Below are 25,788 nucleotides of genomic sequence, written 5' to 3'. Positions count from 1 at the left end.
TAGACTTGAACCCTTTTTAAAAGAAGTTTACAAAGCAAATAGCTATGTTTTCTACTGACTGTGTAAAGAGGGCAAGATGTTTTCAAACAAGATTTTGGTAATATTATTTCAATTTAAATGCAATATGAAAATGGAAATAATATTTAAAGAATTCATTATGTTTTTAAATCTTTTGTTAATGAAATGTAAAAAGATGGGTTTTTTATTGTTAGTTATTAGTTACTCTGATATCTTCGTTGTAAGGAAATTGGTAATTCGTGTCGACCGAATACCTACAGTTTTCTGGACATAATAAAATGTAGTTTTAACTTTTTCTATTACACATTAAGACTACTACTATGAGAGGAACTTGTTAAATGGCTGACTATTCCAATGCTATAGTTTTAATTCCTGCATATAATCCAGATGAAAAAATGGAGAGCCTTGTAGAAGATCTAGTTAGAGAGGGTTTTAAACATATACTAATTGTTAATGATGGCAGTAAGAAGGAATGTGACTCGGTTTTTCATTCCGTATCTTCATATAATGAAGTGGAAATTGTCCATCATGCTGTTAATCTAGGGAAGGGTCGTGCTTTAAAGACAGGATTTAATTTTCTGTTAAATAAATATGGTAAATGGACTCGTTTGATTACTGTTGATGCAGATGGTCAACATTCTACTAATGATATTAAGAAGGTAGCTAGAAAGCTAACATATTCGAAAGATGATACTTTAGTGTTAGGCGTTAGGGATTTCTCAGTAGAGAATGTTCCTTTTCGTAGCCGTTTTGGAAATAAATTGACGGAGAAAGTATTTCAATTCGCAACAGGAATACATGTGACTGATACACAAACTGGATTAAGAGGAATATCCTACTCCTTTCTTAGAGACTTAATGAATGTTAAAGGAGAACGCTTTGAATACGAGATGAACATGCTGTTGGAAAGTAAGGGAAATAATATTCATATCGAAGAAGTGGAAATTGAAACGATTTATATTGAAGAAAATAAAACTTCGCATTTTAGGCCAGTTTTGGATTCTATAAAAATATATTCTCTATTTTTAAAATATATATCTTCTTCACTTGTATCTTTTGGTTTGGATATTTTATTTTATACCTTGTTTTTAATAGCGTTAAATGGGATATTACCCACTTATTACATAATAGGAGCTACAATAGGAGCTAGGGTATTGTCGTCTCTATTCAACTATACAGTAAACAGAAATATTGTTTTCCGAAGTAATTCTAAATTTACACTCATTAAGTATTATTCTTTAAGTCTATTTCAAATGTTAGTTTCAGCTGTGGGTGTGTATTTGTTATTTAATTTCATTGGAATGAATGAAGTGGTGATAAAAATTATAGTTGATGCTCTGTTGTTTGTTGTGAGTTTCTATGTACAGAGAGAATGGGTATTTAAAAAGCTTAAACCTAGGAAAGATGGGTTGAGTTTAAATGGATAATACCTGGATGTGGTTTGGAATGTTGGCCTTGTCCTTGATTGGATGGGGTATGTATTTTCATTATAAATGGAAGATACATGCTGTGTTTATACCAATATTCCTTTTTGCATCTATTACATGTTTAGTATTTGGTGCTGGTTTGTTAAATGTAATGCCTTTAGTTGTTTATTTAATATTTTCTGTAGGATTAATATTGTTTATAGTATTTGTTTTTAGATTTACAAAGAATAAATATCAATATAAAGAATTGCTAGCGCCTGGTGTAATATTTTTTATTCTATTATCAACGGTGCTTGTTTTTTGGTTAAAAGGCTTGCTACTCATTCATTACGATAACTTTAGTCATTGGGGACTTATTGTAAAGGAAATGTTTAGAGTAGACGGGCTTCCAGATGGGACGACTACTATTACCTTCCGCAATTATCCACCTGGGAGTGCTGTGTTTGTCTATTTTATAAATAAGATAATCGGATATACGGAAAGTCATGCATTAATGGCACAAGGAATTCTTATTGCTGCTAATGTGTCGGTTTTGTTTGTCTATTGTAATTGGAGAAAAGTTAATTATCTTTTGTTAAATATGGTGTTAAGTATTGTGTTGTTGGTTATCATTAAAAACAATCTATACAATTTATTGGTTGATACCTTATTAGGTCTCCTTGCATTATCGATATCTGTCATTGCTTATTATTATCGAAATTATTGGAAAAGATCCTTGATAGTAAATACGCCATTGCTTTTATTATTAATGTTAGTTAAGGATAGCGGGAAAATATTTCTGTTTTTTCAATGCATGTTGATACTGTGGCTTGTATATGTTTATTTCTTAAGAGGGAAACCTGATAAATTTAAACAGGGGAAGATACTAGTGTATGTTTTAATTTGTACCATCGTTATCCCGATGACTACGAATTATTTATGGATTAAATATACACAAAAAGCTTATCCTGAGGCGTCATATGATAGCAACAAGTTTGCTTTAAGTGTTAATAAAATTGCTGAAGTGGATAAAACAATGGACTTCAAGGAAAATTTGGCCCCTTCACTAATAAGAGCATCCTTTAATTTAGATTCAACTTTATTCCAGAGTATATTACTAATGAATGTCTTACTAATTGTTTTTACATTTATGATAATTCTGGTGAAAAGGCGATTTCCTAAGACTTTAGTGCGGGTTTTTACTTTTGGGAATTTTGTTTTCGTGTTGTACATCTTAGGGATTTATATGATGTACTTGTACATGATGCCAGAGAAAGAAGCAGTTAAATTAGCGGGGTTTAACAGATATTATTCGACAATTGTTATTTATGTTTTGGGACTATTTATGACGTATATAGCATATGAATTCTCTAAACTTTCGAGCAAAATTGTAGTAAATATAGTAGTTGCTATTTTGATTGCTTTGGTATTCATTTATCCTTACCAAGAAAGTTTTGTTGCAGCTTCCAAAAAACCTGATGTAATGTCTTCATTGAGATTAGAAATAAAGGAAAACTATGCAAAGTTATCCAAAAGTGGGGATGTTAAACAAGTGATTTACTATAGTCCTTTGAGTCAAACAGATAGTGGGTATCTACAATATCTTTTAAAGTATGAACATTTATCCAACAACTACAAGGTCATAACAAGTGTTTCTGATGAAGCTAAGAAAGATGAATTTATGAAATCCCTAAAAAATTCTAGTCATTTAGTGGTACTAGATACCGATCCTGCCTTTAACGATTATTTCAAAAATCTACTATCTTCCCAAGATAATGTTGAAGGAGCTTATAACTTAAGTGAGAAGAATCACCAATTAGTTATAAAGCGTATTGATTATAATAAGACTAATTAATAAAACAAAAAGTTTTCTGGTGAAACAGAGGTTCTTCCATTTACTTGGAAAAATCTCTGTTTTTGTGTAATGTGAAAGGTGCTCTTTTTTCTGGAACTATCGGGGCAGCATTCCTGTAATAAGGGTAACCTTGCTTATGGTAGAAACGAGGCAGCATTCCTGTAATAAATGAAAACTGCTTATGGTAGAAACAGGGCAGTTTAGCGGAACAATAATAAGAATATTATACAATAGTGTTGAGGGGTTGGATTATGAATAAAATTAAATTAGGAGTTGTTGATATTCACCTACCAGATGCAACAAGTTCCTATTTTTTTTATATCCGAAGATTTTACTAGCTCTTTGAAAGTAGAAACAAACAATGATGCTACTTGTTTAATTAAGAAAACATTAAGAGAGAAATTAGAACGTAAGGTGTATAACCGAATTGATTTTGATTCTGAAGGTGATGCCGTTATTATTTCAATTTCTTAAGCAGATTTAATGCTTCAAGTGGCTAAAATACTTAACCAGTTAGCATATCACTCAGTTTCATTTGAGGAAGAGGAAAAAGTTGGTCGACAATTGTTATCATATAAAAAACCTAAAAAACAGTCGTGGAAACAAGGCGATATTTTTATGTTCCCTTTGCAGGAACGAACCTTTGCGGTTTCTCAGGTACTGGAGAAAAATACATATAGCGCTTTTTGTGCTTTATTTCACAAAGTTTATACAGGTAGTCCCAATTTTGAAAGAGAATTTTCAAATAAGCAGATAAAAGCAGTTGTATCCATACTATCCGAGAATCTGGATAACCATGTTTATAAGGTAATTGATAATAAAGATCTAGTTATCTCTGTACCAGATACGGAAGAATATGATGAACTTAGATATGGTACTCATAATAGTTCTTTTCTTGAAGAATTAGCCCAATCTTCTAATTATAAGAAACAAGGTGATTGTGTATCTGATGAAGTTGAGGAGATAATATCGCTACAAAAATACATTAAAACGCAACTGTAATTGTTGTGCTTTAATTGAATAAAGAAAAGTTAATTGCAATAACAGCTGCCAATGACAGCATTTTTTGTTCCAAGTTAAATTAAGTTTGTGAAGTATTACACTTAAACATGATAATTCCAATCACTATACCAGTAATTATGGTAGGTCCTTCACCTTGACCTAAAAAATAGATGATATATAAACTAATTGTTGATATTACTATTGACAATAATAGATACAATTCCAAAAACCTCCCGATAATAGATATTTATTCCATAATACAAATATAGCTTAATATAAACTTCTCATTTATACATCGTATTTTTATGGCTAATTACTTACGCGGACTGTATCCTGTGATAAAAAAACTGTATGAACTTGATTCCAGGGCGGCATTCCGAGAGGGGATAACATCCTTTTTTGTTTAGAATTTAACTGGGCGTATATTCGATAGCTTATTCTTCTGAAACGAACGAGGTAGCATCCTGTAATAAATGAAATGTAAAGTTTTCCTCTACCAAGCTATTCAATAAATTCAAGATGATAGATATTATGAGCTTGTATATGATGGAAGTTAAAGAAGGGATCCAGGTTTTAATAAAGAATTATTAATTTAAGAATAGCTATTCTATATGACGTCCTAAAAGATTGAAAATGACAGTTTGATATGGAGTTATCTCAAAATCTATAAAAAAAGCAATTACTATACCTAAAGACACTTTTAGTGAGTCAGCCTTTGTACTAAAAAAAGACAAATAGTAGTTAACAAAAATTATTACTTTAACTGTTTAAAATCTTGAAAGCGTTTTATTTTTAGGGAGTTAAGAGAAGAATGCCTTAAAAAAGGAAAATAAAATAGAGGTGGGAATATGAGCAAATTGCATGAAAATGAATTGGATGTTAATTTCAATTTAGCCAGAGATTTAATCAATGAGCAATTCCCTCAATTCTCAATGCTACCGATAACTCCAGTAAATACAGTTGGAACGGTAAATCATGTATACAGGCTGGGGCAAGAGCTTTATATTCGGCTGCCAAGGGTTAAAGAATGGGCGGATATAGAAAAAGAGTGGAATTGGATTTCCTACCTTGCTCCCCGTTTGTCACTTAAAATACCTGAACCGATTGCTTTAGGAAAACCAACTGCTTCTTACCCTGTGAACTGGGGAATATACAAATGGATTGAGGGCAATAACTATTCAGAGGAATTAATTCATGACGAAACAGAAGCCGCTAAGGATTTGGCGGATTTTGTCAATGAGCTGCATTCACTTGATGTGCCAACTGATGCGCCTAAAGCAGGACGATTACCTTTGCTTGAGTTAAATCAGAAAACATTAGAAAGCATTTATGATGCAGGTGATTTGCTGGAAAAGGACAGAGTATTAGCAGCATGGGAGGATGCGTGTAAAGCCTCTGTTTGGAACGGTAAACCAGTTTGGATACATGCTGATTTGCTTAGACCAAATCTTTTGGTTCACTCCGGGAGATTGGCTGCAATTATTGATTTCGGAGGAGTTGGAATTGGAGATCCGGCGTTCGACCTCATACCAGCTTGGACCATATTCAACTCTCAAGGTCGGAAAGTCTTTCGAAATTCGATTCATGCGGACAAAGATACTTGGCTTCGTGCCAGAGGGTATGCACTTCATCAGGCAGTGCTTATTATTCCATACTACAGAGTAACCAACCCTAGATTTGTTACTCTAGCAAAAAGAACTGTGGATGAAATTTTAGCAGATATGGATACAGAGAATAATAAAATTAAATGAGATATTTCGACTTTTTGACGATGAGTAATAATCTTTTGAGCTTACAAGTCCCATAGTAATTCCGTCTCTCTTAAACTTCTGGTATGAGTTATTCTATCGAAATAATTCCCTGTCAAGTGTTGTCTTGGCAGGGAATTTCTGTTGGGATTTAATTATTGAGAAGAATGTAGAGGAAAGTCCAACAATGATAACTATTTTAAGGAGAAGAATATACATCATTTTTTAAAGTTGGAGTGTTTGCAATTGCAATAAAAATAGAAACTAAAAAATTGTTTACCTAGGTTCAAAGATTACTTGTTGAAGAAATAACCTTGGCTTAAAAAGGGATATCTATCCTTTTTTTAGTGCATTATCCTTGTTTTTCTACAAAAAGTGACAAAAATCTGTCTTTTTTTTAGTGAATAGCTTCACATTTGGTACATATTACCGATATAAAGGAAAAGTACATATGGAGGAGATTGTTTTATGAATTCTACGATTCAGGCAGTAGTCAATATTGCCCCGATTATAAAAGATACACTTGGACCAACAGCTGCAATGGGTGTGCTGGATACGGAGAAATTTGTATTTTTCGCCCCGTCAACGTTATTAAATCTGGACATTCAAGTCGGAAGGTCAAGACTTGATGAACACGATGTTTATGTGCAGGCGCTTAGGGGTGAACATATTGTTTCCAAAACAGAAGATGAAAGTATATTCGGTGCGCCAGTCGTAACTTCCATCACTCCAATTAGGGATATCGAAACAAACGAAATCGTTGGACTGTTATCTTTATCACGAACATTAGAGCACCAAGATAAGCTAGATAAAGAGCTTAGCAAAATTAATGAGGTAATTGATGCATTGCAAGGTAAGGTACAGTATGTAGCCGCTCAAGCTGAAGAGCTTTCTGCAACTAGCAGTGATATTAATGATCAAGCAAAAAGTGCAAATCAAAACTCCCGACAAATAGGCGAAGTAGTTCAATTGATTGAACAAATTTCTACGCAGACAAATCTGCTTGGATTGAATGCAGCTATTGAAGCAGCTCGTTCTGGTGAAGCAGGAAGAGGTTTCGGTGTTGTGGCAGATGAAATTAGAAAATTATCTAACAATACAAAGGACGCAGTGAAGACAATCGGTAAATCCTTAACTGAAATCCGGTCCAGCATCGAAAATCTGACCCTTAGTATTAATGAAGTGTCCACGTCGTCAGATGAGCAGTCTGTCATCATGGTCGAATTCATGGATGAAATTAAAGCTTTGGATGATAAAAGTAAACAAATAATTGAAAATATGAAGAAAGTAACTAATCAGGAATAGGAGCGTACATTATGCATTTAACACTACAAGCGTTGGTTAAACTAGCGCCTGAAATCAAAAAAAACCTTGGTGAAAATTGTGCTGTTGTTGTTACAGATACAGAGAATTTTATTTTCTCTTCTCAGTCAAAAGATTTGGACTATAGTGTTAAGGTCGGGGACTTTGCCTTTACTGAAGATAACGATATACTTCGACAAGCACTTAATGGAGAAAAAATAAAGATACATATTCCAAAAGAACGCTATGGCGTTGGTATGCACTATACGGCCAATCCAATTCGTGATGAAAACGGTGAAATTGTCGGTGTGTTCCAAATAACGAAAACATTGAAGGATGAAGAAATTTTAGATAAGGATTTGGATGAATTACGCACTATTGTCAGCAGTCTGCAGGGCAAAGTACAGCAAGTTGCCGCTCAAGCGGAGGAACTTTCCGCAACCAGCACGGATATAGATGGCCAAGCAGCACATGCTAATGCGAATTCTCAGGAAATTAGCAAGGTTGTTAAATTGATTGAAGACATCTCTGCACAGACGAACCTGCTTGGTCTGAATGCTGCAATTGAAGCAGCACGTTCTGGTGAAGCTGGCAGAGGCTTTGGTGTCGTGGCAGATGAAATACGCAAGCTTTCCATCGGGACGAAGGATGCCGTTGGCACGATCGGTAAATCACTGCAAGAAATACAAACAAATATGGAGAATTTGACAGTGAGTATTGGTGAAGTCTCTACTGCCTCAGCAGAGCAATCTCGTGTAATGGTAGAGTTTATGGAGGATATCCAAAACCTAAATGACCAAAGCAATGAGATCGGACAATACATTAAAACTATCACTTCTTAAAAAGAGTTTTAGATATGTAGGTTTATATTTGTCTAAAAAATCTATACGCACCGATTGTTTTAAGAAGTATGTGACTGGCTGGTCGCATGCTTCTATATAATTACTGTTTTTATTGTAATCCTGATTAACATAATCATTTGCAATGTAAGTGCATGCTTACATTACTTCTAGTACTACTAATAGTCTGCAGTAATTTTTGAATAATAGATAAACTAGTATTTTTTAAGTAAGAGCATGTTAGTTGTCTTGAGTAATTTAGTTACATATAATAAGTAAGTATGACTATAGTTAGAAGCGGTAGTCATGGATGGTACGAGGAACAGTTAATAGCATACTCTACTATTTCATGATTACAACTAGTTACTGAGAATGGGGGATATATAAATGAAGTCTTTGGTCTATTATGGTTCGAAGGATGTAAGAATGGAGGAAGTTTCTTCACCTGAAGTTACAGAAGGAACTGTTAAAGTAAAAGTTAAATTCGCAGGTATATGTGGTACAGATTTACATGAATATTTACATAAAACCTTTGTAACAGAAGATAAAATGATTTTAGGTCATGAATTTACTGGTGAGATTGTTGAAGTCGGCAGTAATGTAACTAAATTTAAAGCTGGCGACAGAGTTGCTATTGAACCTATTTGGGGCTGTGGTGAGTGTGATACATGTAAAACAGGGAATTATAATATTTGTCCTGATATGAAATCATATGGCATTCACGAAAACGGCGGCTTCGCTGAATATGTTGTAGTGAAAGAGGCTAATTTATTTTTATTGCCTGATTCACTAAGCTATGAATTTGCAGCTTTAGTAGAACCTCTTGCTGTTGTATTGCAGGCAATTAGGAAAAGCAAGTTCAAAATTGGCGATAGTGTCGCTCTTTTTGGGGCAGGACCAATCGGACTACTGTTATCTGAAAGTTTAAGAGCAGCAGGAGCTAGTAAGATTTTCGTAGCGGAGGTTAGTGAGGAACGCAGAAATTTAGCACTGAAAATGGGAGCAGATGTTGTAATCAATCCGCTGGAAGAGGATGCCGTTCAAGTTATTAAAGAACATACAAACGGTGGAGTGGATGTTTCCTTTGACGTTGCTGGTGTGGAAGCTACCTTCAACCAATCGCTTGACTGCATCAAACCTAATGGTGAGTTCATGATTGTAAGTGTGTTCGCTAATCCAATTACATATCACCCGACAACTCAAGTAGTCAGTGAGAAAAAAATCAATTCCTCTCTAGGTTATAATAATATCTTTGCCCAAGCGATCGATTTGTTGTCGAAGGGTTCATTGAACGTTGAACCAGTCATCACAAGTATTATAGCGTTAGATAATATTGTGGAAGACGGTTTTGAGAAACTGATAAGTGATAAAAAAGAATGTAAAATTTTAGTTCGTCCGAGCTAATGAACAAAAGTATATAAATCTAGGTTAAAACTGAACTATTTTCTCGATTATCGAATAATAGTTCAGTTTTTTTAATTTTTAATCACGAATCCATACTTTATTAACCCAAGTCCCAGTATTTCAAAGTTAGAAAAAAATTATTTTTTATTCGTGTTTAGAAGGCTGTATTTTAGTTTTGTCCCAGTTTCTTTTCTATGTCGTTTTTTATACAAAAATAAGTGTAATAAATATATTGACTATGTAAAATAGCATAGAAAGTAAGAGGGAATTTAATACCCTTTTTGTTTTGTAAATCAGAAGTATAAAAATAATTGTTATGCTAAGTAAAACTAGGGGATTTAAGTATAAAGAAAGCAGTAAGTTTTTGCTGATTATTTCTTGTATTAACACTTGAAATGCAGTAATGATTAGATTTATAGAAACTAAATAGTACACAAAATGGGCATTCAACTGTAAATTTAAAACTTTATTGGCTATTATTAAATAAAATTTAAGAGAAAAATAAACAAAAAATGAAACAGTTGCTATTATGAATAGGATTAGCATTATCAAGACAAGTTTATAGTTAATATCTGTTTGGAACAATTGTATGAAGTGATAATATTCATCTTCATCAACTAGCTTATACCTATAACCTAACATAAAGAATTGACATCCCATTAATAGGACGAATATTAAAACATTAGATAATTTCTTCATTTTCTCACCTACTCAATTCCCATTATAGGGATAAAAAAAAAAAATAAATACTTCACTTATAATATTTTGAATATTGTCAATCTTTCAAGGACTTTTACTCTAATGTTTAATATTTTTAATGATATTTTAAGACTACTTTCTAAAAAGAGTAGCTTTTCCTTTTAGTTGACTCCGCTATTGTAATTTGGATATTTTAATACCAACAAAAAGCCCTGAAATATCAAGGCTTTTGCACGTAAAAGGAGAACAACCTCCTACCTACAGTCTTTGGAATAGTTACCTTAAGAATACGTGATTGAAATCAAAGATATAAAAATACGAAAGCAGTTTCCGCTTATATGCCTTTAAATAATTAATATGAAAAAACATAAGCTATCTCATTAATTATCTTGCTATTCCCCAGCATTGCATCAATTGGTGTATGCCTTCCTCGATTTTCTCAAATGGGATACCGCCAAATCCTAACAAAAACGTTGGATACTTATAATCTATTGGCTTTAACAGATAATCAATTACAGGGTAAATGGCGATAGAGCTTTCTGCAGCAATTGTTTGTAGCTCCTTTTCACTTTTTTGGAGGGGAAGGGAAATTAAAATGTGCATCCCGGCCTGATCTCCAGTGATGATAACTTCAGGATAATCTGTATGAAAGATATGGGTCAGTTTATCGAGCTTTTTACGATAAATTTTCCGCATTCGGTTTAAGTGTTTTGAAAAATAACCGTCTCTCATGAAGCTTGCTACTATATGCTGATCGAATCTTGGAACTGTTGCTGAATAATAACTGAATGTTTCCTTATATTTTTTCAGCAATGGGGAAGGCAAAACAAAATAGGCAACTCGTAATGAAGGCATCAATGACTTCGTAAATGTACTTAGATAAATCACCTTATCGTTTTGATCCATTCCTTGCAAGGCGGGAATCGGTTTTCCGGTGTATCGAAATTCACTGTCATAATCGTCTTCAATGATGTAGCGATTTTCGAGCTTTGCTGCCCAATGCATCAGCTGTGTTCTTCTTGTGGCGGACAGGACTGCACCAGTCGGAAACTGGTGGGATGGCGTGATGTAAACTACATTTGCATTTGTTTTTTCCAGTTCATCGACAATCAATCCATCTTCATCAACTGGTATCGGGATTGCTTTATTTTGCAGTTGAATTCGAGGGATGGCCGAATAGCCAGGATTTTCAAGGGCAAAGTTTGAATCATTTTCAAGCAGTCTTAAAATCATTGGAAGGAGCTGTTCTGTTCCTGAACCAATGACAATTTGCTCTGGTTTACACACAATTCCCCGTGATTGATACAGGTATTTTGCTATTTCAGTCCTTAATGTGTATTCCCCTTGAGGTTCTCCATTCTGTAACAATTCCTTAGAAGGAAGATCATATAAATTTTTTGCGTATTTTCTCCACAGTGGAAAAGGAAAGGAGTCTGTATCGACCTTTCCTGGATGAAAGTCAAATTGAATATTTTGATTTTCTGCATGCTCCACAGGCAACTCAACCTGTTCTGTTTCAATATAAGGTAATTCATTAATATCCTCTACAAAATAACCAATCCGCGGTTTTGACACAATAAAGCCCTCTGCAATCAGCTGAGCATACGACACCTCAATGGTTGTTTGGCTGATGTTCAAAAATTCGGCCAACTTTTTTTTGGAGGGAAGTTTTGTGCCAACTTCAATTTGTTGACTCAAAATAGCATTTTTAATGCCAATATAAAGCTGTTCATACAAGGGTTTTGTTGTGTTTTTATTCAGTTCAAACATTAGCATATCCATTTGGAACCCTCCGTTCTGACCATGTTGTTTTTTGAAAAAGTGGCACTTTTTATATTGTCAGATTTCATTATACTAGTAATCATTAAAGAAGTGGAAATTCTTTTTATAAATTGGAATACAACCACGTGGAATGACAAGGGGGATTTACATGTTCACGACAGAACAAAACAAAACAAGAATTCTGGTTCTCAATGCACTATTTATTACTTTAACGTTTCTGGCTACAATGTTTATCAATATCAGGCTGCCGCTGATGGGTAATGGGGGACTTATTCATTTGGGCAACGTACCGCTTTTGATTGCTGCCTTTGTTTTTGGCAAAAAATCAGGCGCAATAGTAGGAGCCTTCGGAATGGCTCTGTTCGATATTGTTTCAGGCTGGACGTTATGGGCTCCGTTTACTTTTGTTATCGTTGGCGCAATGGGCTATGTTGCAGGACTTATTGCTGAAAAAATGCCAGGCAAAAAGGTTTACGTACATGTACTGGCAGTAGTTGTTGCCCTAATTATCAAAGTTGTCGGCTACTATTTTACAGAAGTTGTCCTTTACGGAAACTGGATTCAGCCATTCGGCTCCATCCCAGGTAATATCATGCAGCTCGTCCTTGCTGGTGTCATTGTCGTGCCACTTGCAAATGGATTTATGAAAAGGGTTGGGCGTTCTAATTCCATATAATTAACAGGGTTTATCGAAGTTGTTTATGGCTTACTTTATACAGGTTTATTTGTAAATCTTCTATAAAAACAATATGGTAATCGAGGGCATTATTCCTACAAGGATTAATGCCTTTTTGCAACCATCCACTCCATTTAACAGTAATCATTTTGTATTCCATCTGATAATGAACTGGAAGTATACTGAAAATAAACAAGAGGAAAGTACGCGAATCGAGTACTTTTTTCTTGTTTTTATTTGATTTTATGATTATACTTACATTCTTGTTTGCGAAATGCGACCATGTACATAAAATTCATCAAGGAGGTATACATGTTTTATGGAAAATTTTACTTATCGTAATCCCACAAAATTAATCTTTGGAAAAAATCAGCTTGAAGCAATAGCAGAGGAAATTCCTAAATACGGAAAAAATATTTTACTCGTTTACGGTGGAGGAAGCATTAAACGAAACGGATTATATAATCAAGTTGTTACGTTATTAAAAGATTTAAATGTAAATGTGCTAGAGCTAGCTGGCGTAGAACCGAATCCGAGATTATCTACGGTAAAAAAAGGAATTGCTATCTGTCAAAATGAAAAAATTGATTTCTTATTAGCTGTTGGCGGAGGAAGTGTTATTGATTGTACAAAAGCTATCGCTGCTGGTGCCCTGTATGACGGTGATGTTTGGGATATCATCAACAAAAAAGTAACTGCTACAAAAGCGCTACCGTTCGGAACAGTCTTAACACTAGCAGCAACCGGCTCTGAAATGAACCCGGATTCTGTTATTACTAATTGGGAAACAAATGAAAAATATGTGTGGGGAAGTGATGTAACACACTCTTCTTTTTCTATTTTAGACCCTGTTAATACTATGTCTGCTCCAAGAGATCAAACAGTTTATGGTATGGTAGATATGATGAGTCACGTATTTGAACAATATTTCCATAATGTGAAAAACACACCATTACAAGACCGTATGTGCTACTCCGTATTACAAACAGTGATTGAAACAGCACCGAAATTGCTGGAGGATTTACAAAGCTACGAACATCGAGAAACGATTCTATTTTCAGGAACAATTGCATTAAATGGCACACTTCAAATGGGGTACTTCGGCGACTGGGCTTCTCATACAATGGAGCATGCTGTCTCAGCAGTTTATGATATTCCCCATGCAGGCGGATTGGCAATTTTATTCCCAAATTGGATGAGATACGTTCTAGATAAAGATGTAGTTCGTATGAAGCGTCTAATGCTGAGTATGTTTGATATTGATACAACAGGAAAAAGTGACAGAGAAATTGCTTTAGAAGGAATTGATAAGCTAAGTGCTTTCTGGTCAAGCCTTGGAGCACCATCAAGATTAGCTGATTACGATATTGGTGAAGAAAGACTTGACGAAATAGCAGAAATAGCTGCCCGTGAGATGGAGTATGGAGGCTTTGGCAACTTTAAAAAGTTAAATAAGATAGATATTTTATCTATCCTAAAAGCTTCTTTGTAAAATAAGAAATAGAAAAGCAGTAGATATTTGTCTGCTGCTTTTTTTAAATAGAATTTAAGTGGAAAAAGAGTTTAGGAAAAGGCCTGGAAAATCCGAAATAACTATTATATAATTGGCTATTCATAATTAAGGCTAGGTGATAACATGAAACGAATGGGTTTAAGCTTACTTTTCGCAGTAATAATAGTTATCGTAATTCTATTTATTCTTCAACATAATTCTTCTGAAAATTTTTCAGTTTGGGGCACTTTATAATAACCTTGAATAATGTGATAACAATGACAGCATTTCCTTTTTTTCAGGATGAAACCGGTAAAAGTGTTTGCAGTAAAAATCCAAAAAAATGATATAAGTAGCTTAATAAAAAGGGATAGTTAGTCCGTAATAGGAGCTAATTATCCCTTTTTATTTACAGCACAATCCTTATGTTTTTTCATCAATCTCCAATTTTCTGAAACCAGATCTTTCTCCCTTGCGTCTTAATACTGGTATGAAAGAAAGAAGAAATTAACTTTTTTAATAAAAAAGAGAAAGAGATTTGGATAGGAGAATTGCATTGGCAAGCAGAGATAGAAACAACTTTGATTATTCCTTATTGTTCATCATTATTTTACTTATGGCTATAAGTATTATTAACATTCACAGTGCACAGAAGTACCTGCCGTACCATAAAGACTTTGCGGGCATGCAATTATTTTGGTATGCAGTGGGATTGATTGTTACATCGGTAATTTATTATTTTGACTTGGAGCAGATTAAGAAATTGTCTTTATATATATATTTGTTTGGAGTATTTTTGTTGGTAGTTTTGTTTTTTGCTCCAGAATCAATAGCTCCGTCTACAAAAGGAATTAAGGCATGGTTTAGCATAAAAGGAGTTGGCTCCGTCCAGCCTTCGGAGTTCATGAAAATCTTTTTAATCATGTTTTTAGCTAAAATTACTGTCGACCATAATGATAAAAATATTCATCGTACCATTTCAACAGATATGAAATTAATTGGAAAGATAGTAGGAATAACGCTAGTTCCTTTGTTGTTTATCCTATTGCAACCAGATGCAGGTACGGCTATGGTCATACTTGTAATCATGTTTGGTGTCATTTTTTTATCGGGAGTAAACTGGAAAATCCTTATGATATTTTTCTCCACTGTATTGTCGGCTATAGGTGCCTTGGTTGTTATTTATATTTATTATCCGGATACATTGTTGCTGGTATTAGACCAATATCAATTAAATAGAATACATTCTTGGTTAGACCCATTTGAATATAGTGGAGGTATTGGCTATCAGTTAAGTCAATCAATATTAGCGATTGGATCAGGCACCAATTACGGGAAAGGCTACATGAAAGGAGAAGTAAACATTCCAGAAGCACACTCAGATTTCATCTTTTCTGTGGTAGGGGAGGAATACGGATTTCTCGGAGCAAGTGTTGTCGTAACTTTATATTTTCTCCTTATCTATCGAATAATCGTTATCGCCATAAAAAGTAAAGGGGAATATGAAAGCTTAATAGCTGCAGGTGTTGTTTCTATGCTGACATTTCATATATTTGAAAATGTAGGTATGGTAATAGGGTTAGTTCCTATTACCGGTATACCGTTACCTCTATTAAGCTATGGAGGCAGCTCCATCCTAGCCAATATGTTGTCATTAACCTTAATTTTAAACATCTCTGCCAAAACAAAAAACCATATGTTTGAGGGAAATAAATATGCGTGACAGTTTAAGATTAAGAGTGAAGGTATTTGCTGCAATATGTCTTGGAGCCATTACTTTTGTTGGTGTACTGGCTATTATAGCAATTGTGAGAGGTGGATAGAGGATATAAGTATTGTTTAAGTATATTTATACAGTACAGCATGGCAAAGACTTCAGTTATGTTGGTCAGAGATATGGGGAAAATACTTGGACATTTTTTGCATTCGTATTCATGAAGAAATAAACATAAATAAATAGGGGCTTCCGTATGCAATTGGAAGCCTTTTTTCATTATTTGAGAGAGTAAATAGGAGAAAAAATAACGGTCTTTATAAAAGTTGTTCCATTTTGGGATACCATGCCATTCGATTACTATGGAGAGGGACCATTAGTAAGTTCAATTTAAATAATGATGCTGGTTCGCTAATCTAAAAATGTTATTTCTGATTCGTGTACTAATATAAACTGAAAGTATTCTAAGGTTTTTAACTCACAATACCCAGTTTCATATTTGTGAACTACTATATATTCTTTCCCTTGATACATGACTCTTTTTCCGTTCACTAAAAACACTCCCTTTTAGTCAATTTTTAATAAATTAAAACAAGGAAAGTAGGAAATAAGAAATAATATATAATTGTTCTCGGTTTGTGAAAAAAATGGAAAGAAAGAGTTTGCTTTTATAATTTGAGGTGAAATACTTTAATTTTTTTGAACATAAATTGTAAGCTTAATCAGGACAAAGTAAATAAAGACAGTAAAGCTGAAAAAGCTAGAAGTATTTATAGAATTTCTAAGTATCATTTAAGCGGGTACTGTCAATTTACATTATGTTTCTTAACATGAGGACATTCAAAGAACCTTGCTTCCTTATTAAGGATCTAAAAGGTTATGAGACCATTCTCCAATCTTAATAAGTTATTTAGTTATTCCACTAACTTTTTAATTTAAAACCAAAGTCCCAAATATTTAAAAGAGAGCTTGTTCAAGTGTTATTGGAATAGAATTTTAATGTTTTTAGGATTCTTTACTTGCCAAGTCTGATTTCGAGTTATTACACTAATACTTATCAATATTAATTAATTCATTTATTTAATAAAAGGAGATGACATGACATGATAGTTCTCACAGCAAATTATCAATGTAAGGCTGGTATGGGAGATACAGTAGAACAAGCATTGAAAGAAATGATTTTGTTAGTGAAGGAAGAGAAAGGATGTATTAACTATCTAGTTAACCGCTCGAAAGATGACCCAGATTCTTTTTTATTGTTTGAACAATATGAAGACGAACAAGCACTTGCCGACCACTCAGAAACACTATACTTTAAGCGGATTGTATTAGATACAATCGTCCCCTTACTCGAAAAACGGGAGCGTACTTTTTATACGCCTGTTACGAATCCTTCTTAACTACAGCTGCTGTAGTGGACTAATAACTAGATTTTGTTTATATGATTTTATAAATATACGCTAAAGCATTTATTTAGACCTAAAGAGCCGTTTAACTGTACCCCCGCTCCCCGAAGTTTGATTTTCACATTAAGTTTCGGGGCAAGGAGGGGAAACAGAATTAGACGGTTTTTTATTTTCTTTCATACAATCGGGGGAGATAGTTAGACATCAGGATCTTTAGTCCTTATTTATTATGCAGCACCAACTGCTTTACCATGTTTTCCAGAGAATGAAAGATGCTTAAAGCAGGAACAAATCATTATTTTATCAACAGAGGAATGTAAAGTTACCTACAAAGTATATGCAGCTTCTTTAACAGACAAGGGAAATGAAAAGATAAATCTATAAGTTGAGTTAAATTCTTATCAAGGCTTTATAAATACGTATAAGTGTTTAGTCGCATTTCCAGCATCAATCTAGGAAGGAAGAATGGTTATTTTTTGAATAAACCTAAAATGGGAGGATCGAAAGTAAACTCAGTAACATTTAACTAGTATGTCCATAAAGTTTTGATAGTTATCTGCGTTGAGAAGTTCTGATATATTTCCGTCTTCGGTCAATATGGTGGCGAGTGAATCGAATATCTCGTGAAAAAGTTTTCGATCATCTTTATTAACGGAAATTAGTAAAACTAAGTTTACTCTAAAATCCCCCCATTGGATACCATTCTTACTAATTAGAACAAACATACCAGTCTTCGTTGCATTCATTTTTATTGCATGCGGTATGGCAATCCGTCCAAAAGCGGTGGTGGACATTGCCTCACGTTCCATTACATTCAAAACAAAACCAGAATCAACATATTCATATTGTTCCATGATTTCACACATTCTCTTCAAGGCATCTTCTTGGGTTAAAAACTGTTCGGTGTTTTCAAACAGCAGTTTGTCCATAATTCTACTAATATTTTGCTTGAATGAATCTCGCCTTTTCATTTCTTTCAGCTCATTGATTTTATTAGCAACCTTAAAGATATCAACACTAGAAAAAAGAGGATTGATTAGCACAAACGGAACCTTTGGTACTGAATTTAACTGCACAGCTGAAATAATAAGTTCGCTATTTAATGCGTTTAACTCGCTTTCATTTGTGACAACATGTTGGACTAAAAGATCCTCATTAAAGTGTTTTTTTAGTTTGTCCATTAGCTGTGCGTTGAAATTATAATAGAAAGGGAACAAAATGGAACAAGTAATTTTTAAATTGGCTTGCTTTTGCATTTCTAAAGCGTATCCTAAATGAAAAGCAATATAGGCAATCTCATCATCATTTAATGTAAATCCAGTTTCCTTCTTTATAGTAATCGAAACATGTACTGCACAGTCATAAATGGAGGGGGTATTTTGCTTTAATGTTGAAGTTAACGGGTTCTTACTAGTGAATTTATTCTCTAATCGTAATAGTAAATTTTTAATATGAAGAGTAAAACGGATTAAAAAATCTGTATCTTCAATGTCAATATAATAATTATTCCGCAAATCCTCTAAAATCTTTTGTATCAAATTAATACACCGTATTCCTACAACTTCCTCTAATTCTGAAAGCTGTAAATGCATAAAGTTGATACTTGTTCCACTGCTTGATATAAGCAGTGCTAGGTCTCTGATTTCACTTTCTGAATACTTTACGCCAAAATTTCTTTCAAGACGGTCGGCAATGATTCGCGCTATGTCATTTTCCATGTCAAGGTTTGCTGTCCCATCCATTTGCTCTGTATAGATAAATCCATTTTTCATGCGGTCAATCGCAATCGCAATATGTAAAACAATATTAGTCAGTGCATAGTCGTTAGTGAAAAAATGACAGGTTGAAAATACCTCTGCTATAACATTACGAATACAGTCAATATCAAAACCTTCAAAAGACGTTTTTAGTTTATCAATATCTAAGAAACTATCATTTGCCTCACGATAAAGAAGGGCGCTCATTAATTTTCGTTTGTTCTTTTCGTTTCCACTAATTTGAATGGTTTCCCCAGACATATTTAATTCTAATTGGTGTTCTGTTAAGCGCTTTCTTGCTTTGCGTAAATCATTCTTTAATGTTATTTCACTGACAAATAATTCATCACTTAAATCATAAAGATCAAGCGGAATATCTGAATTTACCAGACGTTTTAGCAAATAAACGGTACGCTCGCTCGGAGACTGTGGAATGACGTCATTCGTATACACGAAAAAGGAATTTAACTTTTTTAAATCCACTTTATACCCCTTTTTCGATGCAATAATCAAACCTTCTGCCATGGAATTAATATCGGCAATATAGGTTTTCACACTTCGTTTAGAGATGCCATTTGTTTTGGCAAGCTGGGTGGAAGGAGTCCAGTCAGATTGCATACTTAATTGTCGAAGAATATTTCTATATTTAACATTCAACACGTTAACCTCCTTATAAAGGTTTTAATATTTTTGCATCGTAATATTTATTCACCAAACGAGACCATACAACTGTTTGCACCATTATAGTGTAAATCGATATTTGAGAGTTGTCGAGAAACAATTTATAGTAATAGCAAGGGATAAAACGCTTACAATTATAGAAGATGGAGGGAGTAAACATGGTGAAATTAAACGTATTACTGGTGTGTGGGTCTGGAGCTAGTTCAGGTTTTATGGCGGCAAACATTCGTAAAGCAGCCGCGAAGCGGAATCTTGACATTAACATTAAGGCCCGTGGTGAAGCAGAAATTGAAAACTACATTGATGAGATTGATGCCTTAATGGTAGGCCCTCACTTGGCCTATATATTGGATGAAATCGAAGACTATATTGGTGAAACGAATGTGAAGGTTTTGTTGATGAAACCTACCTATTATTCCACTCTTGATGGAGATGCGGCGTTAGAAGATCTTTTAAAGGAATTCTAAACTAATAAGGGCGGGGGTTAGAGAATGGATAAAATGATTAAATGGCTTGAAAATGATTTTTCCCCAAAAATGAGCAAAGTTAATCATAATGTGTGGGTCGTAACCCTAAAAGATTCGATAATGCAATTACTTCCGTTTATCCTATTAGGATCTGTATTTTGTTTACTTACCATCCCTGGTGATGTATTCAAGATAAATAATTACCCGAATTTTTGGACATTATTCGGCTGGACAATGGGAGTACTATCCTTATTAATCTCATTCTTAATACCTTTTAACCTAATGGAAAAGAAACGATTGCGTAAACAACGTTTTATTGCTGGTTGTTCAGGCCTTATTACATTTCTAATCACTGTAACTCCTCAAATAGTTGCGGATAAAACAGTTGGCTTTGGCCATGCATCCTTAGGTGCTGGTGGTATGTTCGTCGCGATAGTAGCAGGTGTTTTTACTGGTTGGGTAATGGGGATTTTTGGGAGTTTTTCATTCTTTAAAGAGGAATCTATTATCCCTGATTTTGTAAGAGCCTGGTTTGATGCGATGCTTCCAATTGGCGTTGTAATCGTCGCTGCTTGGTTAGTAGTTGATATAGCAGGTTTTGATTTATACAACTCGATTTTAGGCTTCTTTATGCCATTGGCAAACATTATTGAAACACCTTGGGGATTCATACTTGTTAGTTTTATTACCTGTTTCTTATATACAATGGGTATTTCATCGTGGGTGCTTACACCAGTAACAAAGCCCGTTTTTTTAGCAGCAATTACCGCAAATGCAACAGCTGGCGCTAGCTACCTTGTTACTTCTGAAACGATCTTTTCTGCTTATCTATGGATAGGTGGTATCGGTGCAACATTACCTTTGGTTATCATGATGGCCTTCTCAAAAAATGCAAAACTGAAAGCATTTGGAAGAGCAAGTATCACTCCTGGTATCTTTAATATTAATGAACCGATAGTCTTTGGAGCGATTGCTTGGAATCCGATTATGATGCTTCCAATGTGGATTATCTCCATCGTATTGCCAACAATCATTTGGATTGGAACAAAAGTGATCAACTTTGCGCCAATTCCTAGAATTGTATTTGACTTATGGTATGTTCCCTTCCCTATTTCTACATGGGTTACAACTGGAACGATTACAGGAATACTATTAATGCTAATTTGCTTAGTTGCAGCTACGTTCATTTGGTATCCATTTTTTAAAGTATATGAACAACAGGAAATGCAAAATGAAACAAAAGAAGAAAAAGCTTCACTACGCCCAGCAAAATAATATTTCGAGGAGATTTGAACATGCTTGAAGAAAAAAAGGTTCAGGATGCGATGCAAATCATTCTCCATGCAGGAGATGCACGACTACATTGTATGAACGGTTTAAAAGCGATTGAAAACAGTGATTTTGATAAAGCAAAAGACGAAATAAAACGCGCTAATGATGAAATTGTTAAAGCACATAGGATTCAAACGAATTGCATTACAAACGAAACGCAAGGGGAGGCTGGGGAATATTCTGTGCTTTTTGCCCATGCTCAGGATACTTTAATGACAATTTATAGTGAGATTAATATTGCTAAACGTATGATTAAAATATTTGAAGCATATGATGCTCGTTTAACTATATTAGAAAGGTTAAAAAGGGTGAATGAACATGAGTAGAGTACCGACTGGATTTCCAAAAGATTTTTTATGGGGTGGAGCCATTGCGGCCAACCAGGCCGAGGGTGCGTATGATGTAGACGGAAAGGGACTAAGTGTTGCAGATATTAACGAATTTCGCGCAGATATTCCTATTGACCAAAAATCAAACAGGGAGCTTGATACAAAATACATTGAGAATTCTATAAAAAGCACGAATCATATTTTTCCTAAACGTTGGGGAATAAATTTCTATCACACGTACAAAGAAGATTTGAAACTATTGGCAGGAATGGGCCTTAAAACATTCAGGACATCTATTGCTTGGACTCGTATTTTTCCAAATGGGGACGAATTGGAGCCGAATGAAGCAGGTTTAAAATTCTATGATGATCTAATTGATGAAATCATTAAAAATGGGATGATCCCAATGATTACTGTTTCTCACTATGAAATGCCATTACACTTAACAACGGCTTATAATGGCTGGTATTCTCGTGAATTGATTGAATTCTTTACTCGCTTCTGTAATGTATTATTTGATCGATATCATACTAAAGTGAAATATTGGATTATCATAAACCAAATTAATTTAATCGGTCACGAATCATTTAACCATTTAGGAATTGCCGAAGATAAAGTTGAAAACCTGATGGAAGCAAAATATCAAGGTGTTCACAATGAGATGGTTGCGTGTGGTCATGCGACAAAATACGCTCACGAAAATTATCCGAATTTACAAATCGGGATGATGTTATGCGGGGGTCCGGCATATTCAGCTACAGCTAAACCAGAAGACGTTTTCGCAACTGTTCGCCATAATCAAATGGAATACTTCTTTGCAGACGTATTGCTTCGCGGGTACTATCCTGGTTATGCTTTTCGATATTTTGATGATAGTGGAATAAATATCAAATTCGGTGAAGGCGATGAAGCGGCACTGAAGAATACAGCCGACTTTATGTCTTTCTCCTACTATTATACTCGTATTTGTGATGCCGATAGTTTTGCCAATGGTAATGAAGACCATCGTAATCCTCAATTGGATGCAAATCCATGGGGTTGGTCCATTGATCCTGTTGGACTACGAACCTATTTAAACCTTTTCTATGACCGTTATCAATGTCCAATTTATATTACAGAAAATGGTGTTGGGTACTATGACAAATTAGAAGATGGTAAAATTCATGATACTTACCGAATTGACTATCTTCGTTCCCATATCGAACAAATGAAAGAAGCCATCAAAGATGGTGTGGATCTGCGTGGCTATTATGCATGGGGACCTATTGATATTATCAGCTGCTCCTCCTCGGAAATGTCAAAACGCTATGGCTTTATATTTGTAGATCAAGACGACTACGGAGAGGGCACCCAGCAACGCATACGTAAAGACAGCTATTATTGGTATAAGAAAGTAATTGAAACAAATGGAGAAGTATAAGTCGTAGTTCTTTTCTGCCAAGTAGAAGAAATGAGAAGTTAAATAAAATTTAATATAATCAATATCCATAATGGAATGTTACCTTAATAGGGCATAACCTGAACTGATATGAGGCGCTAAGTAATTGCGTCTACTTATTAGGTCGGGTTTTTTTATTGAGATTGTGAGAGGCTTTGTGAATTTTTCCAGAGTCTTTATCAATAAATAATTGAAGTGGAGGAATAAAGATGAAAAGGAAGTTTTTGTGTGTCATTTTAATGCTAGTAATGATGTTTAGTTTAGCAGCTTGTGCAAGTTCAAATCAAAATGTAAACGAGAGCTCAAATGAGGAGAATCAAACAGCAGAAGAGCAAAAGGAACCAGGAAATGCAACCATTTATCTTGTGCGCCATGGTAAAACAATTTTAAATAACACAGACCGCGCTCAAGGCTGGGCGGACGGACCCTTAATTCCTGAGGGGGAAGAATTAATTAAAAATGTGGGAAAAGGATTGGCTGAAATTCCATTCATTGCTGCTTATTCAAGCGACAGTGGGAGAGCAATACAAACAGCTAACTTGATTTTAGCAGAAAATAAAACGGATGCAAAAAGCATAGAGTTAGTTCAAAAGCAAGGTATTCGTGAAGGTTATTTTGGTGCGTATGAAGGAGAAAAAAATGAAGTCATGTGGGGAGATGCTGCTAAGCACTTGGGTTTCGATAACCAAGAAGAGCTTTTAGCTAGTGGTGGCAATATTATTGAAAAAATTATGAATGCCGTTGCGGAAATTGATTCTTCTGGAGAGGCAGAAAGTTATGAAGAATTGAAAGAAAGATCGTTCTCGGAGTTTGAATCCATTGCAAATGAAGCCTATGAAAATGGTGGTGGTGATGTATTAGTGGTTTCCCACGGAATAACAATGGGAACAATCCTTTCACAAATTGACGCTAGTATAGTACCAGCAGAAGGGTTTGCTAATGGTAGTGTAACAAAGTTGGAGTTTGATGGGAATGTTTGGAAGGTATTAGAGGTAAATGAATTGAAGTATGCAGAGGAGGGAAAATCCAGATAATAAGATGGTTTTCAAGCAGAACTTGAAATTAGCAATGTTTTTTACTTACCTACTTTAAGCTAGGATATGGTATATAAATGGCAGGCATATAAAACTATTCTTCTTAAAGCTATAAAAAATGTATTATAGACTCTATTAGTGATTTATCTAATGCTGAAAAGGACAGAAAGCAAAATGATTTTTTGATGTGACAGTAAAGATAAAGGCCAATATGATGATCAATTACGCTAAACAATCGAGGGATTTCCTTTATAACAGGAAGTCCTTTTCTTATGGGACAAACCTGGCAGTTTTATATAATAAGGTTACGATAATATGCTATTTCTACTTGTAGATTTAGCACATTAACTTGAAAAGAAAAGTGCAAATGATAAACATTTAATTATATGAATTTTAGAATGGTTAAGTTAATTGAGTTCAATTGTTGGTTATTTAAAATAACCTATGTTATTATTAATTTGAGATATCGCAATTCAATATATATAAAAGGGGAATGGAAAATGAATTTTCAAGATAAAGTTATTATAGTTACAGGAGCAGCAGGCGGTATAGGGAAAGAAGTAGTGAAGAAAGTAGTTAGTGGTGGAGCAAAGGTAGTACTAGTTGATTTAAACAAAGAAGCAATCGAATCTGTACAATCAGAGCTTCAATTAACACAAGATAATAGTTTAGTTGTACAAACTGACGTATCGAATGAAGAGAATGTTAAAAATTATGTAGAACAAACAATAGCTAAATTTGGTCGAATTGATGGTTTTGTTAATAATGCGGGAGTTGAAGGACCAGCAAAACCAATCGAAGAAATCACAGAAAAAGAATTTGATTTTGTTTATGGCATTAATGTAAAAGGCGTATTATTTGGTCTAAAACATGTATTGCCTGTGATGAAACAACAGAATGCTGGCTCCATTGTTAATACATCCTCAGTTGCTGGGTTAACTGGAGCACCAAGTATGGTTTTATATAATTCATCCAAACATGCTGTAATGGGTATTAATAAAGTAGCAGCTTTAGAAGCAGCAGCTTATAATGTACGTGTGAATACTGTTAATCCAGGTGTCATTAATACGCAAATGATGCGTAATATTGAAGCAAATGTTTCAGAAGATGCTGAAGCAGCAAAACATGCTTATAATGATGCTGTTCCTATGAAACGATATGGTGAACCGGAAGAAGTGGCAAATGTTATTGCCTTTTTACTATCTGATGAATCTTCTTATGTTACTTCATCCTCTTATACTATTGATGGTGGTTTATTTAACGTTTAATATTAATTATCAAAAAATCAAGCAAAAAAGGAGTAGGATTTCTACTCCTTTTTTGCGTAGGAAATGGAAGAATAAGTTTTGAATCTAAAGATTGGTGCCTTTGTTGAGTTGAATCAGGGTATCATTTGGTCGCCTGAAC

General features: G+C 34.4%; 19 protein-coding genes. 17 read left to right on the top strand and 2 right to left on the bottom strand.

All coding sequences use genetic code 11. The features are described from left to right. Nucleotides 1–356 precede the first annotated feature (356 nt). The 7 genes from EM808_RS16865 (at nt 357) to EM808_RS16835 (ending at nt 9,574) form a co-directional block, all read left to right on the top strand. Nucleotides 357–1,445 carry a bifunctional glycosyltransferase family 2/GtrA family protein gene (locus EM808_RS16865; protein WP_127739361.1) on the top strand — a complete coding sequence of 363 codons (1,089 nt, stop codon included), beginning with the start codon at nt 357–359 and terminating at the stop codon, nt 1,443–1,445. Continuing rightward, the gene (locus EM808_RS16860) at nt 1,438–3,279 is read left to right on the top strand and encodes a hypothetical protein (protein ID WP_127739360.1); all 1,842 of its coding nucleotides are present in this window, start codon (nt 1,438–1,440) and stop codon (nt 3,277–3,279) included. Before EM808_RS16865 ends, EM808_RS16860 begins: the two co-directional genes overlap by 8 nt. A gap of 483 nt (nt 3,280–3,762) precedes the next feature. Then, on the top strand, nt 3,763–4,281 hold the full coding sequence (locus tag EM808_RS16855) for an Imm26 family immunity protein (protein WP_127739359.1): 519 nt from the start codon (nt 3,763–3,765) through the stop codon (nt 4,279–4,281). 848 nt (nt 4,282–5,129) lie between these two features. Next, nucleotides 5,130–6,032 (top strand): aminoglycoside phosphotransferase family protein, encoded by a 903-nt coding sequence (locus tag EM808_RS16850; protein WP_127739358.1) that lies wholly within the window; start codon nt 5,130–5,132, stop codon nt 6,030–6,032. A 465-nt stretch (nt 6,033–6,497) separates the two neighbouring features. Further along, the gene (locus tag EM808_RS29555) at nt 6,498–7,334 is read left to right on the top strand and encodes a methyl-accepting chemotaxis protein (protein WP_127739357.1); all 837 of its coding nucleotides are present in this window, start codon (nt 6,498–6,500) and stop codon (nt 7,332–7,334) included. Between the two features lie 11 nt (nt 7,335–7,345). Beyond that, the gene (locus EM808_RS29550) at nt 7,346–8,173 is read left to right on the top strand and encodes a methyl-accepting chemotaxis protein (protein ID WP_127739356.1); all 828 of its coding nucleotides are present in this window, start codon (nt 7,346–7,348) and stop codon (nt 8,171–8,173) included. A 384-nt stretch (nt 8,174–8,557) separates the two neighbouring features. Beyond that, nucleotides 8,558–9,574, top strand: a complete 1,017-nt coding sequence (locus tag EM808_RS16835; protein ID WP_127739355.1) for a 2,3-butanediol dehydrogenase — start codon at nt 8,558–8,560, stop codon at nt 9,572–9,574. Nucleotides 9,575–10,657: 1,083 nt separating this feature from the next. Here the strand turns inward: EM808_RS16835 and pdxR are convergent. Further along, entirely contained in the window at nt 10,658–12,055 is a 1,398-nt protein-coding gene (gene pdxR, locus EM808_RS16830) for a MocR-like pyridoxine biosynthesis transcription factor PdxR (RefSeq protein ID WP_205685866.1), read from the bottom strand. A 148-nt stretch (nt 12,056–12,203) separates the two neighbouring features. Here pdxR and EM808_RS16825 point away from each other — a divergent pair, with 148 nt between their 5' ends. The 4 genes from EM808_RS16825 (at nt 12,204) to EM808_RS16810 (ending at nt 17,337) form a co-directional block, all read left to right on the top strand. Beyond that, the gene (locus EM808_RS16825) at nt 12,204–12,731 is read left to right on the top strand and encodes an ECF transporter S component (RefSeq protein WP_127739354.1); all 528 of its coding nucleotides are present in this window, start codon (nt 12,204–12,206) and stop codon (nt 12,729–12,731) included. Nucleotides 12,732–13,050: 319 nt separating this feature from the next. Further along, nucleotides 13,051–14,223: an iron-containing alcohol dehydrogenase gene (locus EM808_RS16820; RefSeq protein ID WP_127739353.1), complete on the top strand. Its 1,173-nt coding sequence runs from the start codon at nt 13,051–13,053 to the stop codon at nt 14,221–14,223. A 556-nt stretch (nt 14,224–14,779) separates the two neighbouring features. Then, nucleotides 14,780–15,946: an FtsW/RodA/SpoVE family cell cycle protein gene (locus tag EM808_RS16815; RefSeq protein ID WP_235856636.1), complete on the top strand. Its 1,167-nt coding sequence runs from the start codon at nt 14,780–14,782 to the stop codon at nt 15,944–15,946. Between the two features lie 1,094 nt (nt 15,947–17,040). Then, complete coding sequence (locus EM808_RS16810; protein ID WP_127739351.1) at nt 17,041–17,337, top strand: putative quinol monooxygenase; 297 nt, start codon at nt 17,041–17,043, stop codon at nt 17,335–17,337. Nucleotides 17,338–17,855: 518 nt separating this feature from the next. Here EM808_RS16810 and EM808_RS16805 read toward each other — a convergent pair. Continuing rightward, a complete protein-coding gene (locus tag EM808_RS16805; RefSeq protein ID WP_127739350.1) occupies nt 17,856–19,757 on the bottom strand; it encodes a BglG family transcription antiterminator in 1,902 nt (633 codons plus the stop codon). Nucleotides 19,758–19,939: 182 nt separating this feature from the next. Here EM808_RS16805 and EM808_RS16800 point away from each other — a divergent pair, with 182 nt between their 5' ends. The 6 genes from EM808_RS16800 (at nt 19,940) to EM808_RS16775 (ending at nt 25,649) form a co-directional block, all read left to right on the top strand. Next, a complete protein-coding gene (locus EM808_RS16800) occupies nt 19,940–20,248 on the top strand; it encodes a PTS sugar transporter subunit IIB (protein WP_127739349.1) in 309 nt (102 codons plus the stop codon). A 24-nt stretch (nt 20,249–20,272) separates the two neighbouring features. Beyond that, nucleotides 20,273–21,523: a PTS sugar transporter subunit IIC gene (locus EM808_RS16795; RefSeq protein WP_127739348.1), complete on the top strand. Its 1,251-nt coding sequence runs from the start codon at nt 20,273–20,275 to the stop codon at nt 21,521–21,523. A 20-nt stretch (nt 21,524–21,543) separates the two neighbouring features. Next, nucleotides 21,544–21,906: a PTS lactose/cellobiose transporter subunit IIA gene (locus EM808_RS16790; protein ID WP_127739347.1), complete on the top strand. Its 363-nt coding sequence runs from the start codon at nt 21,544–21,546 to the stop codon at nt 21,904–21,906. Then, complete coding sequence (locus tag EM808_RS16785; RefSeq protein WP_127739346.1) at nt 21,899–23,329, top strand: glycoside hydrolase family 1 protein; 1,431 nt, start codon at nt 21,899–21,901, stop codon at nt 23,327–23,329. Before EM808_RS16790 ends, EM808_RS16785 begins: the two co-directional genes overlap by 8 nt. Before the next feature lie 227 nt (nt 23,330–23,556). Beyond that, a complete protein-coding gene (locus EM808_RS16780) occupies nt 23,557–24,381 on the top strand; it encodes a histidine phosphatase family protein (RefSeq protein ID WP_127739345.1) in 825 nt (274 codons plus the stop codon). Between the two features lie 500 nt (nt 24,382–24,881). Then, nucleotides 24,882–25,649 carry an SDR family NAD(P)-dependent oxidoreductase gene (locus EM808_RS16775; protein ID WP_127739344.1) on the top strand — a complete coding sequence of 256 codons (768 nt, stop codon included), beginning with the start codon at nt 24,882–24,884 and terminating at the stop codon, nt 25,647–25,649. The last annotated feature ends 139 nt before the right edge of the window (nt 25,650–25,788 follow it).

Source organism: Niallia taxi, from assembly GCF_004005475.1.
GTDB lineage: Bacteria > Bacillota > Bacilli > Bacillales > Cytobacillaceae > Niallia > Niallia taxi.
This window is presented reverse-complemented; position numbering and strand designations above follow the sequence as displayed.